Source organism: Leisingera sp. M527 (genome assembly GCF_025141525.1).
Taxonomy (GTDB): domain Bacteria; phylum Pseudomonadota; class Alphaproteobacteria; order Rhodobacterales; family Rhodobacteraceae; genus Leisingera.
This window is the reverse complement of sequence record NZ_CP081040.1, coordinates 70,669-86,435: the sequence shown is the minus strand read 5'-3', so window position 1 is coordinate 86,435 and position 15,767 is coordinate 70,669. Positions and strand designations below refer to the sequence as shown.

Annotated in this window: 15 protein-coding genes and 2 pseudogenes; 1 reads left to right on the top strand and 16 read right to left on the bottom strand. The window is 56.1% G+C overall.

Going from position 1 to position 15,767, the window contains the following annotated elements; translation table 11 throughout:
- Positions 1-184 precede the first annotated feature (184 nt).
- From K3555_RS22795 to K3555_RS22745, 11 genes and pseudogenes are all read right to left on the bottom strand, one after another.
- Positions 185-958 (bottom strand): FAD-binding oxidoreductase, encoded by a 774-nt coding sequence (locus tag K3555_RS22795; RefSeq protein ID WP_260008872.1) that lies wholly within the window; start codon positions 956-958, stop codon positions 185-187.
- Positions 959-1,008: 50 nt separating this feature from the next.
- A protein-coding gene (locus tag K3555_RS22790; protein ID WP_260008871.1) for an IS3 family transposase occupies positions 1,009-2,135 on the bottom strand; the annotation gives its coding sequence in 2 pieces (ribosomal slippage) (positions 1,009-1,871 and positions 1,871-2,135; 1,128 coding nt in all).
- Positions 2,136-2,188: 53 nt separating this feature from the next.
- A pseudogene (locus K3555_RS22785) lies at positions 2,189-2,323 on the bottom strand (transposase); the annotation flags it as partial.
- Between the two features lie 63 nt (positions 2,324-2,386).
- Positions 2,387-2,596 (bottom strand): annotated as a pseudogene (locus K3555_RS22780) (IS110 family transposase); the annotation flags it as partial.
- A gap of 161 nt (positions 2,597-2,757) precedes the next feature.
- On the bottom strand, positions 2,758-3,327 hold the full coding sequence (locus K3555_RS22775; RefSeq protein ID WP_260008870.1) for a hemerythrin domain-containing protein: 570 nt from the start codon (positions 3,325-3,327) through the stop codon (positions 2,758-2,760).
- A gap of 18 nt (positions 3,328-3,345) precedes the next feature.
- Entirely contained in the window at positions 3,346-3,888 is a 543-nt protein-coding gene (locus K3555_RS22770; protein WP_260008869.1) for a hypothetical protein, read from the bottom strand.
- Positions 3,885-4,622, bottom strand: a complete 738-nt coding sequence (locus K3555_RS22765; protein ID WP_311200054.1) for a glutathione S-transferase C-terminal domain-containing protein — start codon at positions 4,620-4,622, stop codon at positions 3,885-3,887. The genes K3555_RS22770 and K3555_RS22765 overlap by 4 nt, the downstream gene beginning before the upstream one ends.
- Positions 4,623-5,002: 380 nt before the next feature.
- Positions 5,003-5,617, bottom strand: coding sequence for an isochorismatase family protein (locus K3555_RS22760; RefSeq protein WP_260008867.1), 615 nt, complete (start codon positions 5,615-5,617; stop codon positions 5,003-5,005).
- A gap of 146 nt (positions 5,618-5,763) precedes the next feature.
- Entirely contained in the window at positions 5,764-6,402 is a 639-nt protein-coding gene (locus K3555_RS22755; protein WP_260008865.1) for an isochorismatase family protein, read from the bottom strand.
- Between the two features lie 179 nt (positions 6,403-6,581).
- Entirely contained in the window at positions 6,582-7,655 is a 1,074-nt protein-coding gene (locus K3555_RS22750) for an alkene reductase (protein ID WP_260008863.1), read from the bottom strand.
- A gap of 56 nt (positions 7,656-7,711) precedes the next feature.
- Positions 7,712-8,404, bottom strand: a complete 693-nt coding sequence (locus K3555_RS22745) for a pirin family protein (protein ID WP_260008862.1) — start codon at positions 8,402-8,404, stop codon at positions 7,712-7,714.
- A 99-nt stretch (positions 8,405-8,503) separates the two neighbouring features.
- Between K3555_RS22745 and K3555_RS22740 the strand changes: the two genes are divergently transcribed.
- Positions 8,504-9,424, top strand: coding sequence for a LysR family transcriptional regulator (locus tag K3555_RS22740; protein ID WP_260008861.1), 921 nt, complete (start codon positions 8,504-8,506; stop codon positions 9,422-9,424).
- Positions 9,425-9,542: 118 nt separating this feature from the next.
- On the opposite strand, the gene K3555_RS22735 is transcribed toward K3555_RS22740, so the two are convergent.
- Genes K3555_RS22735 through K3555_RS22715 form a run of 5 tightly spaced genes read right to left on the bottom strand, consistent with a single transcriptional unit; the run spans position 9,543 to position 15,763 of the window.
- Positions 9,543-9,950, bottom strand: coding sequence for an acyl-CoA thioesterase (locus tag K3555_RS22735; protein WP_260009067.1), 408 nt, complete (start codon positions 9,948-9,950; stop codon positions 9,543-9,545).
- A gap of 1 nt (position 9,951) precedes the next feature.
- Complete coding sequence (locus K3555_RS22730) at positions 9,952-11,379, bottom strand: NAD(P)(+) transhydrogenase (Re/Si-specific) subunit beta (protein WP_260009066.1); 1,428 nt, start codon at positions 11,377-11,379, stop codon at positions 9,952-9,954.
- Positions 11,380-11,394: 15 nt separating this feature from the next.
- Complete coding sequence (locus K3555_RS22725) at positions 11,395-12,966, bottom strand: Re/Si-specific NAD(P)(+) transhydrogenase subunit alpha (RefSeq protein WP_260009063.1); 1,572 nt, start codon at positions 12,964-12,966, stop codon at positions 11,395-11,397.
- Between the two features lie 43 nt (positions 12,967-13,009).
- Complete coding sequence (locus K3555_RS22720) at positions 13,010-13,798, bottom strand: 2-keto-4-pentenoate hydratase (RefSeq protein ID WP_260009062.1); 789 nt, start codon at positions 13,796-13,798, stop codon at positions 13,010-13,012.
- A 3-nt stretch (positions 13,799-13,801) separates the two neighbouring features.
- Positions 13,802-15,763: an acetoacetate--CoA ligase gene (locus tag K3555_RS22715; protein ID WP_260009061.1), complete on the bottom strand. Its 1,962-nt coding sequence runs from the start codon at positions 15,761-15,763 to the stop codon at positions 13,802-13,804.
- Positions 15,764-15,767 lie beyond the last annotated feature (4 nt).

Sequence of the window (15,767 nt, the reverse complement as noted above, 5' to 3'; positions counted from 1 at the left end):
AGCTGCACTCGTCGTGGCGCATCGCAATCCGGTCCTCAAACCCTTCTCAGACCGGCTGCGGAAGGCAGGAAAACTGCACAAAGTCATCATTACTACCGTCGTCCGCAAGCTTGTGACAATTGTCAATACACTCTACAAAGTCCAACAGAAATGTGCATCTCAACCCATTTGAGGAATACAGTTGCTAGCCATCTTTTCCCAAATGCCGCCTGGTTGATAACACGGCCGCTTGAACTCCCAAGTCCAGGATCGGTCTGGGTGGCATCCATTTGGGTGGTGCCATCTCCTCTGCCGCAGTCAGTTCACTTGACCCAGCTCCTGCGATCTTATCTGCAAGCAATTTGCCGAACAGGGATGCCTTGCTGACACCGCTTCCATTGTAAGCCGTTGACGTGAAAACGTTTCGGGACAATTGACCGAACGCTGTCGTTCGGTTTCGTGTCATACAGACAAAACCACCCCAGGTGTGCTCAATCTTGAGACCTGGCAGCATCGGAAATCTGCGCGCTATTCCGTCTTCATGTATCCTGCGGAAATGGTCGAGTTCGCCGGCTTTCTGGTGCGGTGTAAAACGGCAATCCGCTGTGTTGCGAATGAATATCCTTCGGTCATCCGTCAACCGAACCGTCGCGCCCATGCGATGGCCGGAAATGAGCCCCCAGTCTTTGGCCCGCCCAATCAAGCTGAATTCGTCGTCGGAAAGCGGACGGGTCAGCGAAGCCGTCAGAAAGAATGGCAACAACCGCGACTTCAGGAAACCAAAACTGCTGGTGAAGACATTGGTCGCCAGTATGATATTGTCCGCAATTACGCGTCCGCTGACGGTGTTGAGAGTGACCTGTTGTCCAAAATCTGCTCTCAGAACCGGTGTGTTTTCGAATACCGTCACAGTTTCACCGGGCAATGTTTGCGCCAGCCCGCGCGCAAGAGCGGCTGGGTTCACAAGAACTGAATCCAATGTCTGGACACCGCCTTGATCAGCCCCACTTGAGTGGTCCAATTTGATTGTTAGTGCATGACCGGTCTTTGGTCCATCTGGACGATGGTTTCCGGGGCCGGAGGGCGGTAGCCCAGAGCACTATGTGGGCGTTTCGTGTTGTAGTGTTTCCTCCATTCTTCGATCAGGATTTGAGCTTCTCGCAGGCTGTAGAAGATTTCGCCATTCAAGAACTCATCCCTGAACCGGGCGTTGAAGCTTTCACAGTATCCGTTCTCCCAGGGTGAGCCGGGTTCAATGTAAGCCGTCCTTGCACCGACCGCTTTGATCCAGTCCTGCACGGCCTGCGCAACGAACTCCGGGCCATTGTCAGACCGAATAAACGAAGGCACGCCGCGCAGGATGAACAGGTCGCTCAGCGCATCGATGACGTTGCCGGAGTTCAGCTTGCGATCCACGCGGATTGCCAAACATTCTCGGCTGTATTCGTCGATGATGTTGAGCGTGCGGAACGCCCTTCCGTCATCAGTCCGGCAATGCACGAAGTCGTAAGACCAAACATGATCACGGTATTCTGGCCGTAGCCGAACGCACGATCCGTCATTCAGCCAGAGCCGCCCCTTCTTTGGTTGTTTCATGGGCACTTTCAGCCCCTCTCGCCGCCACAGCCTTTCGACCCGCTTGTCATTCACATGCCAGCCTGCATCTCTCAGCAGCGCTGCGATCCGCCGATAGCCGTAGCGGCCATACTGGCGGGCAAGCACGATCATGTCGGCAACCAATCGTTCTTCATCCAGGCGACGAACTGGCACCCTACGCTGCGTGGATCGGTGTTGTCTCAGAACGCGGCACGCGCGGCGTTCCGAGACATTCAACTCACCACAAACGCGATCAATGCAAGCACGGCGACGAGCGGGGCTCAGAAGTTTCCCTTCGCGGCTTCCGCCAAGATCAGCTTGTCCAGCGTCAGATCAGAAACAGCTTTGCGAAGCCGCTCGTTCTCTTTCTGAAGCCGCTTCAGTTCCCTCAATTGGTCAGTGCCCATTCCACCGTACTTCTTCTTCCAGCGGTAATAGGTCTGTTCAGTCACGCCAATCTGCCGGATCGCATCCAGACGCGGCATTCCTTGCGCGGTCAGTATCTCAACCTGCCGCAACTTCGTGACAATCTCTTCTGGCTTTGGTCGCTTGTTGGCCATGCGTTTCCTCCGTTTTACTAAACATAACGGAGGACCACTTCAGTGGGGGAAGACCACTTGGCCCGCCACTTGTAGACCGTGGCACTGCTCATACCGTGCTCGCGGCACAGCTCGGATACGGGCACGCTGTTCTCCATCTGCCGCAGAATACCCATGATCTGGGCCTCAGTGAAACGTATCTTCTTCATCGGAATCTCCTCGTTCATCCTGCCGAGAAAATTCTACTTCCGCATCCCCTTAAGATCGGGGGGATTACCCAACTTGCTGATCTCACGGCCCCGGAAATGAGCGCCGCCACAGGCTTCCATCGCGACAACACAAGGCTGCAACCCGCTGAAGAAGGCCAGCACCTGACCCCTCCGCAGCTTCTTGCGCAGAACAGGCTGCCCCGCTGCATCTGCCCCGTGGACGTGAAACACATTCTTCGCCAGATCGAGCCCGACCGTGTTAATCTCTGACATGACCGCTCTCCTTTGTGGATCGTTGCAGACCCACCTTGGCACAGTGATGCCGTCGGGGGGCGGTCACATCATCAATGCCGGGTCGATACTCTCAGTGGTGTTGGCGGGTCTGCCAGCAGATCTTGTTAGCATGACGCGGCCTCGGCGCCAGTCACCAACTATCAGCCATGGCGCAAAAATATCGGAATGATTACTTCTTCCTCATCCCAGATATGACGATTGAGGATTTTCTCAAGAGCCTTGCCGCCGGCGTGGAGCTTTGCCAGGTGATCACGGTTGACCTGCCCGCCTTTGAGGTTGTCCAGTGCAATCTGGGTCTCATCCAGCGCAGCATCCAACACTTTGTGATCACCGTCCAAAAGGGACAGGCCGCGGTCCAGTTCAGGATACAGCAAAGCAAACTGTGGAAAATAGCCGTGATCTTCGATTTCGTGGTGGTGGTGTGCAAACCCGATCAAGTTCCTACTGAACGGCAGTAGGTTCATGCTTTTGACGGCGCCTTTGACTTCACTTTGGGGCACATCCAAAAGCTCTTCGATTGCCAGTGACATCTTCGCCGAGCCATTCAGAAGATCGCGATGGATGTTCATGAAAAAATTAGCCTTGCCGCCAAAACGGGGGTGTTTTTTCCATTCAGACCGCGTGCTTTCCAGCAAAGTCTCTTTTATGGACTTCGGAAGCGCTTTTCGCGTGTTGACGTGATGTTTCGGAAGATCATAGTCCAGGAGCATAACTGCAGTCTCCAAAAGTTACTTTTTGGCCAGCCAAGGCCGGAAAATTTTTCCGAGAAATGGCATGATTGGCCATGTCAGGAGCGCAGCCAACACCACCACAACTGCGAGAGTTTGGAGAGGTTGGGGCATTCCTGACACCAGCGGGCGTGACAGAGGTATCAAGATCAGAAGCGTTGGGTAAACACCGAGCACGCTTAGTATCACGCGTTTCCAGAAGGGCGGGAGAGACGGCGCGGCACCTGGAACGTGGTCGACCCAGAGACCCAGGCCCGCAGATTCCACGATCTGCGCCGCGCCCCCTGTCAAATCCGTAATTTCCTTCAGCTTTGCGGCGATGTCGGGGCGGATCTCCCAATTCTGCGCTGACTCTTGGTCTGAAAAACGCAGAATTATGGTGTATTCAATCTGATGCTCTCGCTTGTGTCTTACTGTGTCTGTTGACAAAAAGCCGGGGCAGTCATTCAGCATCTCATGAAGTTCCCGCGCGCGGGCTTCGTAGACAGTGCTCACATCGTGCGGGACGTGGTCGGTTACGGCTATAGTCACCGGTGTGTTCATAATATGACCTCAGGTCCGGCTGGAACAATACCGCTTGGATTTACACCGCGCAGGCTCGCCCAGTAGTGAGTTTTGATTTGGTCGAATTTTACTGTTTCAGCAACATTCGCATATTCATAGAGTTTCTTGCGGAAAGCGGAAAGATTGGGATAGTCGGCAATCCGGCGGGTATTGCATTTGAACAGGGCAACATAGACTTGGTCAAACCGGATGAGCGTTGTGAACAAGCGCCAATCGGCCTCGGTCAGCTGCCCGCCAACCAAATAGCCGTCTTTCTCCAACCGTGCTTCGACAGTGTCCAGCGCCGAGAACAGGTCTGATACAGCCTCTTCATAAGCGGTCTGTGTCCCGGCAAATCCGCATCGGTAGACGCCGTTATTGATCTTGCTGTAAACGAGGTCGTTCACCTCGTCGATTTCAGCCAGCAGGGCCTCAGGCGCAAAATCAAGATCATTGCCCGCAACGCCGACAAAGGCGGAATTCAGCATTCTTGCGATCTCGGCGGATTCATTGCTGACGATAGTGTTCAGCTTTTTGTCCCACAGCACCGGTACACTGACCCGCCCCGTGTAATCGGGTTGCGCCAATGTGTAGATCTCGTGGAGGAAATTCTTGCCCAACAGGTGATCCGGGAAGCCGCCTTCGGCATCGGTGAATTCCCACCCGTCCTGATTGACGATCGGAGCCACTGCAGAGACCGAAATTGCATCCTCCAGCCCCTTCAGGCTGCGCATGATCAATGTCCGGTGGGCCCAGGGGCACGCGTAGCAAACGTAAAGGTGGTATCTGCCAACTTCAGGTGCAAACTTTGCACCGGGCTCTGGCGAGATCCAATTCCGGAAATCAGTTTCCTGACGGCGGTAATGCCCATCTTCAGAGGCGAGGATATCACCTTCGCGAGTCCATTTTCCCTCAATCAGTCGGCCTGCCATTTTCGTGTATCCCTTAAGTTCTTGTGTGGCTGCAATCGTAGTTTACACATCATCAAGCGCTTGAAAAAAATAACATTTCACTGCGTATTAGATCGCCAACTTACACAGCACCGCTGTTCGGATGGAAAGATTAGCCAAAGGGCGCAAAATTCATCTTCCTGGTGTTTTGCGCCCTAATTGGCTTACCCTTGGTTTTCTGTGTCAGCAGCTGCTGCTGCGGCGTAGAGATCAGCCGAAACGGCCTGAACAATCGGACCTGCGCCTGTTGTCCAATCTTCGACCAATTCAGCCAGTATTTGAATAGTTCCTGCTACATAACCGCCAGCTTGGCGTACTCTCGCCAATGCGAAATCATCACCTGCTTTCGTTCCAGAGCCAGACGCATCTGCAATAACCTGCACGTCGTATCCTTCTTCAACAGCGCTTAACGCAGGATAAAGAACACAGACTTCCGTCAACAACCCGGCCATAATCAGATTCTTGCGGCCAGTTGCTTTGACTGCATTGTGGAAATTCGGATCTGCCATGGAATCTACGGTGCCTAATCGTCTGATTCTGTTGGCGTAAGCTTCGGGGAGTATAGTTTCCAGTTCGGGGAATAAGGGGCCTTGAGCCTCGTTCTCCAGACTGCTTGTCAGAATTACAGGCATACCAAGAGCTGCGGCCGCTTTTGCAAGAGCCAGAGTATTGCGCTTCATTTCCTTCACGGATCCGGAGTGCATCCATCCTGCCGTGCCAATCTGATGGTCGATCAGTAACAACGCTGCATTTTCTGGGCTGTATCTTTTATGTGCCATCAAACGTCTCCACCTTGTTTGGCTGCTAAGCCATGTCATAGATTGGACTCCGTCAGACTATTTTGGACGAAGCGCCTAAAACGAAAACCCAAGAAATCTCTACCCAGGCGTGGTACCCCGGTGGCCTTGCCACCGGGGTATGTCTCTTATTCTGCAGTTTCTTTTTGGGCCTGCTGAGCAAGATAGCTTTCGTATACCAGGCCATAGGCAGTGTGACCGCCCAGAACGCCGCCGAGCGGGTAGCCCAGCGGGTTACGCCAGTCGTCCATAACTTCTGCCAGGACTGAACCCCAAGTGGTAACTTTCACGCCAGCCTGGCTCATGCGCAGCATGGATGCGTCGCGGGTTGCGTCGTCCCAGGTACCCGAGGCGTCAACAACAGCATAAACGTCATAGCCTTCTGCCACTGCGGACAGCGCAGGGAACAGCAGACATACGTCAGTGACGATACCCGCCATGATGATTTTCTTGCGGCCGGTCGCTTCAATCGCGGCTTTGAATTCCGGCGATTTCCATGCGTTGATTTCGCCCGCACGGTTGATGACTTCGCCGCCAAGCACGTTGGTGATATCCGACAGAATCGGACCATTGGGGCCTTCGGCCAGAGACGCGGTCACAACCGAAGGGATGCCTGCGGTTTTGGCCATGTTGGTCAGGCCGTTGATGTTCTTGCGCAGAGTTTCGGGCTGAATGTCACGGACGCTGGCCAGCAGGCCGGTCTGGTGGTCGATCATTGCCAAAACAGCGTTATCGGGTGTCAGAAATTCAGAAAACTTGTTGGACATGGTTTTTCCTTCCTTCAAGGTTGTGGTGGCTACGCAAGCGTGCCGATAAGTACATGATTGTACATTCGTTGCGGTGAGAGACGTCGCTTCATCACCGTATTGTTGTTGGTGTTCGGGGGTGCCGGCCGCCCTGTTCAGCGCCGCCCACCCCGACCGGCTAAAAGATTTAGCCGATCAAACTATGCAGGTGCGCGCTCTTTCAGCGTGGGGTAGTCAGTGTAACCTTCGGAACCGCCGCCATAATAGCTGGATTTATCAGGCGAATTCATTGGTTCACCAGAGCTCAGGCGTTCGACAAAATCTGGTGTGGTCAAGACATACTGGCCATAGGATTCCAGATCCGCCACGCCTGATGCGATATCCGAACCGACTTTTTCCAGTGCACGGCCGGGGCGGTTTACGATTAGCGCCTGCCCCCAAGCCTTGCGGATATCAGCCAGCAGATCCTCGTTTCCGATGTGCATCAGGTGGACATAGGCCAGCCCCAAGTCGTTTAGCTCGCGCATCAGATAGCGGTACAGGTCCGGGCCTTCCGGGCCTTCTTCCAGCCCGCCGAGGGTTGTTCCGGGTGACAGGCGGATACCGGTGCGCTCGGCGCCGATCTCTTCAGAAACCGCACGGGCCACTTCGATGGCAAAGCGGGCACGGTTCTCAATACCGCCGCCATAGGCATCCGTACGCACGTTGGCATTGGGCGCAAAGAACTGCTGAAGCAGATAGCCGTTGGCACCATGGATCTCGACGCCATCCGCTCCTGCGTCAATCGCACATCGGGCTGCTTTGCGGAAATCGTCCACGGTACGGGTGATGTCCTCTGCAGTCAGTGCACGCGGCTCAGGAACCGGCTTCATGCCATCGAGTGTAAACATCTGGTCGCCCGGCACGATTGCCGAGGGAGCCACGGCCTGCGCGTTGCCTGGCGTATTGTCAGGGTGCGATGTACGACCGACATGCATCAGCTGGATAAAGATGTGCGAACCTTTGTCATGCACAGCCTGCGTGACTTTCTGCCATTCCTGCACATGGGCGTCAGTATAGATGCCGGGGGTAAAGATATAGCCCTGGCCTTCGTCGGACGGTTGAGTGCCTTCTGAGATTATCAGACCCATACCGGCGCGTTGCGCATAGTAAGTTGCGGCCAACGGACCGGGTTTTCCATCCGGCTGAGCCCGGCTGCGGGTCATTGGAGCCATGGCAAGACGGTTTTTCAGATCGAGATTGCCTAGCCTTATCGGCGTTTTGATATCAGTCATAGCGGAGAATCCTAAGTGTTGGACTTGCAAGGAACGTCATCTGTAGTGGCAGCTTGCTATGCAAGTGTGCCAATGAGTACGAGCTGCACATCTGTGGTGGCTTTGAACGTTCCGTTAGCACCGCGGAACAAATCGCCGCCTGTTAGATTGGATTCGTCAAACTGGCCGTCTCCCTTTGCGACATACGCGAGATAGGGGGCCTTCAGGTCAACGCTTTGGCCAGCGGTGAGCATGGCGAGGTCAATCGTGGTGTTTGCCTCGAAAGACTGGGTCTCACCGGCCACGCCGCCGTAAATGCGGGCAGTTTCACCCCATTTCGGGCTGAATTTCTTATAGCCGGCAGGCTCACCCTTCACCTCGGGCATAACCCAAAGCTGAAGCATCTGATTCTTTGTATCGTCCGGGTTCACCTCATTGTGCCGGAACCCTTCGCCGCCGGCCCGCTGTACCTGCGCCTCATTTGTGTCGAGGGATCCGCCATGCTCCAAAGAGCCCTGATGTGCGATGCGGCCTTCCACCATGACCGAGATAACATCTATCTCTTTGTGGGGGTGCATCGTTGTTTCACCTTTGGGGCTGAAACGCGCATCTGCCAGATAGACGAAGTTGCCGATGCCGTCCCAAGCCTCGGGGTTTGCTTTGTCGCCCCACAGCTTTTTCCCTGTTACCAAGCGATGTTCTTTCAAACCCGCGAAGCCGCCTTCAGTCAGTTCGTCGCGATGAAGAACTTCCAGATCATGCTGCGTCATATCGTGTCCTTTTCAAGTTTTTCGCCTTGCTTGAGGAGCAATATGCGACCATCCTGTGGATGGATCAATACACGGAAAATGCAAAAGAGAGTTCTAAAAATGGAACACCGGGATTTGAATGATCTTGCAACATTTGCTGCGATTGCAGACACGAGCAGTATAACGCAGGCAGCCAAAAAGCTGATGCTGCCAAAATCCAATGTAAGCAGAAGGTTGGCACGTTTAGAGGACAGGCTGGGGGTGAAGTTGATCGAACGCAACACACGCAGCAGCCGGCTTACGCCCATCGGAGTCCGCTACGCTGATTATTGCCGGTTGATGGTTGAAGAAGCGAATGCCGCTGATGCTGTCGTTGAAGCTAGTTTTGCCGAACCGACTGGTGAATTGCATGTCTCGGCTTCGGTTCTAGTAGGACAGGAAATCATAGCACCGGCAATTGCAGCCTATGTCCAAGAGTACCCCAAAGTGCAAGTACACTTAGAACTATCAAACGAGCGATCCAACCTCATAGAGAATGGAATTGATTTAGCTTTCCGAATTGGTGAGAATCAGGATTCAGCGCTGATGTCCCAAACCATCGGAACATTTCCGTTTGGTCTCTTTGCAAGCCCTAGCTACTTGCGGCAATTAGGTTCGCCGAGAGTTCCCAAAGATCTAGGCCACCATCGTCGCCTTATCATGCAGAGCGGATTTGGAACTTCACGATGGAAGCTAACCCGGAACGAAGAGCGGGTTGAAGTCACAGCACCAGTCAGCGTCATAGCAAATGATTTTCTGACACTTCGAAACTTGGCAGTCGCAGGTGGGGGTATCGCGATGCTTCCGACCTATGCGGTTCACTCCGAATGTGCATCCCGTCAGTTAGTAGATGTTCTGCCAGAGTGGGATGCATCCAATGTCGGGCTATCAGCGATTTATCCTAGTCGTCGGGGAGCGACGTTGAAGCAGCGTGCGTTTATACAACAAGTTAAACATGTCGCCGAAAATCTTTCATGGACCCGCAGAGACATAGTGGGATGAGCGCCCTCCGATCCATTTGCCGCTATGCTTCGGATCGAAACTACGATCAGACCGCCGTCTCCACAGCCTTACGTCGAAACCGGTATTGCTTGGAGAGCTCAAGTTACCTTTTTGGAGCTCATTCATTTCGGTCCGGTGCAGCTTCATTGCCAATTTTCCGCGGCTTGCCATCAGTATCAAGGGCTACAAACGTAAAGTCCGCGCTTGTGACCTTGGCCGATGTCTCGGTGTGTGTCCGGCGGCGCCATGCTTCAACCCGGATTATCATCGAAGACGTTCCAATCTTAAGCAGTTCCGTGAACAATGAGACTTCGTCTCCAACCTTTACAGGCTGCAAAAACTGCATTGCGTCGACTGCGACAGTTGCGCAGCGGCCTTTTGCAGTAAACGCAGCCTTGCTGCCCGCGGCGAGATCCATCTGAGACATCAGCCAGCCGCCGAATATATCGCCGGCTGAATTTGTGTCCGCAGGCATGGCAATGGTCCGTATTGCGGGTGCTGTCTTCGGAGGCTGGGTCTGCATCATTTCATCCAATCATGGTCAGCAAATTATCCAGGCTTGCTTTTGCGTCGCCATAGAACATGCGGGTGTTGTCCTTGAAGAACAGCGGGTTCTCGATGCCGGAGTACCCAGTGCCCTGGCCGCGTTTGGAGACAAAGACCTGTTTCGCCTTCCAGCACTCCAGCACCGGCATGCCGGCGATCGGCGAATTGGGATCCTCCTGCGCCGCCGGGTTCACGATGTCGTTGGAGCCGATGACGATGGCCACATCCGTTTCCGGGAAGTCCTCGTTGATCTCGTCCATTTCCAGAACGATGTCGTAAGGAACTTTGGCCTCGGCCAGCAGCACGTTCATGTGGCCCGGAAGGCGGCCTGCGACCGGGTGGATCGCAAAACGGACGGTCTTGCCCTTGGCGCGCAGACGGCGGGTCAGTTCGGCCACATTCTGCTGCGCCTGCGCCACGGCCATGCCGTAGCCCGGGATGATCACCACAGAGTCGGCCTCGTCCAGCGCTGCCGCCACGCCGTCGGCGTCGATGGCGATCTGCTCGCCGTCGATCTCCATCGCCGGGCCCGCGGTGCCGCCGAAGCCGCCCAGGATCACACTGACAAACGAGCGGTTCATCGCCTTGCACATGATGTAGCTGAGGATCGCACCCGAAGAGCCCACCAGCGCGCCGACCACGATCAAGAGGTCATTGCCCAGCGAGAAGCCGATCGCCGCCGCCGCCCAGCCCGAGTAGCTGTTCAGCATCGAGACCACCACCGGCATGTCGGCGCCGCCGATGCCCATGATCAGGTGATAGCCGATGAACAGCGCCGCCAGGGTCATCAGGAACAGCGGCAGGAAACCGCCCGAATTGAAGTACCAGATCAGGCTGAGGAAGGAGAGGCCTGCAGCGCCGGCATTCAGCATATGGCCGCCCGGCAGTTTGGTGGCCGCCGAGGTGAGCTTGCCCGCCAGCTTGCCAAAGGCAACAACCGAGCCGGTGAAGGTGATCGCGCCGATGAAGATGCCCAGGAACAGCTCAACCCGCAAAAAGGCGATCTCGGCCGGGGTTTTCTTGGCAATCAGCTTGGCAAAAGTTCCCAAGTCATCGGTGCTGGTGGCTGCTGCCACATTGCAGATCTCGAAATGGGCGATAAAGCCGACAAACACCGCGGCCAGGCCGACCAGCGAGTGCATCGCCGCAACCAGCTGCGGCATCTCGGTCATCTGGACCTTCTTGGCGACATAGGTGCCGATGAGGCCGCCGCCGGCAATCAGCAAGAGCGACAACAGCCACAGGCCGGAGCCGGGGCCGATAATTGTGGCAAAAACCGCCAGCCCCATGCCGGCAATGCCGTACCAGACCGCGCGTTTGGCGCTTTCCTGGTTGGAGAGGCCGCCCAAGGACAGGATGAAGAGAACAGCCGCAACAACATAGGCGGCGGTGGTGAAACCGTATTCCATAAGTCCGGCCTCTCCTTAAGATTTCTGGAACATGGCAAGCATGCGCCGGGTGACGAGGAAGCCGCCGAAGATGTTGATCCCGGCCATGAAGACCGAAAGCGCCGCCAGCAGGATCACCAGCCAGCTGCCGGATCCGATCTGCATCAGGGCGCCGAGGATAATGATCGAGGAGATCGCGTTGGTCACCGCCATCAGCGGCGTGTGCAAGGAATGCGCAACGCCCCAGATCACCTGGAAACCGACAAAGCAGGCCAGCGCAAAGACGATGAAATGCTGCATGAAGCTGACCGGCGCAAAGAGGCCGACCAGCAGCAAGAGCGCACCGCCGCCTGCCAGCAGCGTCACCTGGCTTTTGGTCTGAGCCTTGAAGGCCGCAACCTCCTGCGCGCGTTTTTCTTCCGGCGTCAGCTCCGGCACAACTTCCTTGGGCTTGGCCGCAATTGCCTGCACCTTGGGCGGTGGCGGCGGGAAGGTGATCTCGCCCGCAAAGGCCACGGTGGCGCCGCGGATCACGTCGTCCTCCATGTCGTGATTGACCTGACCGTCCTTTTCCGGTGTCAGGTCTGTCATCATATGGCGGATGTTGGTGGCATAGAGCGTCGAGGCCTGCGTCGCCATCCGGCTGGGGAAATCGGTGTAGCCGATGATGGTGACGCCATTGTCCGTCACGATCTTCTCGTCTGCCACCGTCAACTTGCAGTTGCCGCCCTTTTCCGCCGCCAGATCGACAATGACCGAGCCGGGCTTCATCGCCGCGACCATATCCTCGGTCCACAGCTCCGGCGCCTCGCGGTTGGGGATCAGCGCGGTGGTAATGACGATGTCCACCTCCGGTGCCAGCTCACGGAACTTGGCCAGCTGTGCTTCGCGGAATTCCGGCGAGGAGACCGAGGCATAGCCGCCGGTGGCAGCGCCGTCCTGCTGGGCTTCCTCGAAATCGAGGTAGACAAATTCGGCGCCCATGCTCTCGACCTGCTCGGCGACTTCCGGGCGCACGTCAAAGGCCAGGGTGATTGCGCCAAGCGAAGTCGAGGTGCCGATGGCGGCAAGCCCCGCCACACCGGCGCCAACCACCAGGACCTTGGCCGGGGGCACCTTGCCCGCAGCCGTAATCTGGCCGGTAAAGAAGCGGCCGAAGTTGTTGCCCGCTTCAATGACCGCACGGTAGCCCGCGATATTGGCCATTGACGACAGCGCATCCATCTTCTGCGCGCGGCTGATCCGCGGCACCATTTCCATGGCGATCACATTGGCGCCCTTGGATTTGGCCAGCTCCATGCCCTCTTCGTTCCCAGCCGGGTTGAAGAAGGAAATCAGCGTCTTGCCCTTGGTCAGCCGCTTCAGCTCGGTCGCGTCCGGCTGGCGCACCTTGGCGATGATATCGGATGCTTTCCACAACGCCGCCGGTGTCTTGATGATCTCGACGCCCGCTGCCTCATAGACTGCGTCGGAAAAACCTGCAGCCGCACCGGCCCCGGCTTCGATCGCGCAATCGTAACCGAGTTTCTGCAGCTGCTTGGCAGAGTCCGGCGTCATACCGACCCGGTTCTCGCCCGCAAATGTTTCTTTTGGCGTGCCTATCTTCATTTGTGTTCCATTCCCGTGATAAGCGGTATTCTGCGGAGCGCTTTCAAAGCACGTCTGCCGAAACGCGACCTAAGTTGCTGCATTGTACGGTGAGCCGTCCGGTTGACGGCAAAGCGGCGGGCACGATCAGCGATCCTGTCGCAACAATCTGCCCCTTGCGAGGGTAATCGCGAATGACATCCGCCGAATTGACCAGATGGGTCAGTGCACCGACAGGGGAAAACGGCCATTCAGAGTGATCCGCCTCGGCGATCAGGATGTCATTGTGATACACTTCGACTTTGCCCGGGGGCGTGTCTGCCAGCGTGATCGGCTTGGTTCCGACTGCCAAGCCTCCGGTCATGGAATTGTCGGCAATAAGTTCCGGCCAGCTTCGGCTGCCGGGGTCTGTATACCGGCAATCTGCCAATTCGATACAGAGATGAGCCGAAGAAACAGCCGCCTGAACCTCGTCTTGTGTCCAGGGCTGCCCGTCCTCTTTCGGAGGCAGATCCCGTGCCAGTCTCAGGCCTACTTCGACCTCGACCATCGGTGTGAGAAAGCTGCTGTACGAAAACGCAGTGTCTTCGGATTGAGTGGTCTCATCCCAAAGGCACCCCAGAATGGGCGCACTCAACCCGCATCTTTCCATCGCCGCCGCGCTGGTGACCCCAAGTTTCCAACCGGAAAGCGGCGCGCCGATCTTGCGGATCAGCGCGTTCTGTATTGCGTAGGCGTCGTCAAGCGTGCGCGGACGAAGTGACTCCGGCAGCGTCGGCAATGATTGCCGGTTGTTCCAAGCCGCCGCCAGAGCAGCGGCGGCTTGGAGAGTTTGTTCTGCAGAAAGCGCCATTTCTCAGTCCGCCAGCTCAGCTAGGTTTGCAAACTGCTCCAGCGATTCCGGATTGGCCAGCGAATCCTTGTTCTTAACACCGGTGCCATGCACCGTGTCACGCACCGCAACTTCAACGATTTTTCCAGTCGTTGTGCGAGGGATGTCAGTCACTTGGATAATCTTGGCCGGCACGTGCCGGGGCGTCGAGTTCTTGCGGATCGACGCCTTGATTTTCTTCGTCAGATCTTCGTCCAGAGCTGTTCCGTCTTTTAGAATGACAAACAGGACAATCCGCACGTCATCATCCCAGGTTTGCGCGATCACGCAGGCCTCGACAATTTCCGCGATCCGATCCGTTTCACGATAGATTTCGGCGGTCCCGATACGCACGCCGCCGGGATTCAGAATCGTGTCCGAGCGGCCATGTATGACCATACCATCTGCCAGATCATGGGGTTTGATCTCCGCAAAATCCCCATGGCACCAGATATTTTCAAAGCGGTCAAAATAGGCACTTTTGTACTTTGTGCCATCATCGCCCCAGAACCCGACCGGCATCGACGGGAAGGAATTGGTGCACACAAGCTCGCCGCGCTCATTCACAACCGGTTTGCCGTTGTCGTCAAAGACGTCGGCATTCATGCCAAGCGCTTTGCACGGGATCTCGCCACGGTAGATCGGCAAGGTCGGGCTGCCCATGACAAAGCAACCGCAGATATCCGTTCCGCCCGACACCGAAGACAAGCGTACCGTCGGCTTGATGCTCTCATAGATATAGTCGTAGCATTCCGCCACCAGCACAGAGCCGGTCGCATTGATACCTTCAAGGCTGGCCAGCGAATGGGTGTCCACAGGCCGCAGACCTTCCTTGCGGCAGGCATCAAGAAACTTGGCGCCCACTTGCCACACGGTCATCTTGGTGTCGTCGACCATGTCGAACATGACATCTTTTTTGGGATAGAACGGCGATCCGTCATACAGGATCACGGTAATCTCACTGGCCAGCGCCGAGATCAGCCAATTCCACATCATCCAGCCGCAGGTCGTAAAGCCAAAGACCCGGTCCAGCGGTTTGCCGTCGCCGTGCAGGACATGCTCGCGGATATGGGTCAGCAGTGTGCCCCCTGCCCCATGCATGATGCATTTTGGCTTTCCGGTTGTGCCGGAAGAGAACAGGATGAACAGTGGATGATCGAAGGGGAACCGCTCGAACTCGATCGGCTGCGGTTCGTAGGCACTGAGGAAACTGTCCCAATCCTCGGCACCGCGCCCCAGACCTTCGGCAGAGGTGTCGTCTGACATATAGCGGACCATCACGATCTTTTCGACCGATGGCAAAGCTTCAAGAATGCCAGGCATCTTGTCCATCACCGAATGGGCCTTGCCGTTGTAATGGTAGCCATCCGCAAAAAACAGAACCTTCGGTTCGACCTGTGCAAACCGGTCGATCACACCCTGAACCCCAAAATCCGAAGATGTAGACGACCAGATCGCGCCCAGGCTGGTGGTGGCAATCATCGCGATGACGGTTTCAAGGATATTGGGCAAGTAGCCGGAAACCCTGTCGCCGCTGCCGACACCGCAATCTTTCAGCGCCTGTGCAACGCGGGAGACCTGATCATAGAGCTCGGCAAAGCTGATCTCGCCATTTTTGCCGTTTTCGCCCCGGAAGATCACCGCAGGCGCGTCATCGCGCCGTTTCAGCAAGCATTCCGCATAGTTCAGTGTGGCACCGGGAAAGAACTTGGCACCGGGCATTTTGTCGCCATCGACCAGCCAGGGCTTGGGCCCCAAATCCCCGACCACACCGTCAAAAGTCCAAAGCGACGCCCAGAACTCTTCGCTGTGTTTGACGCTCCAGTCGTGCAGGTCACGATAGCTGTCCATATCACGTCCCCATTCCTTGTTGGCATGGGCAGTGAATTTGGTGATCTGGGCGTTTTCGATTTGCTCTGTGGTCGGTGACCAGAGGGGTTTGTTCATGACA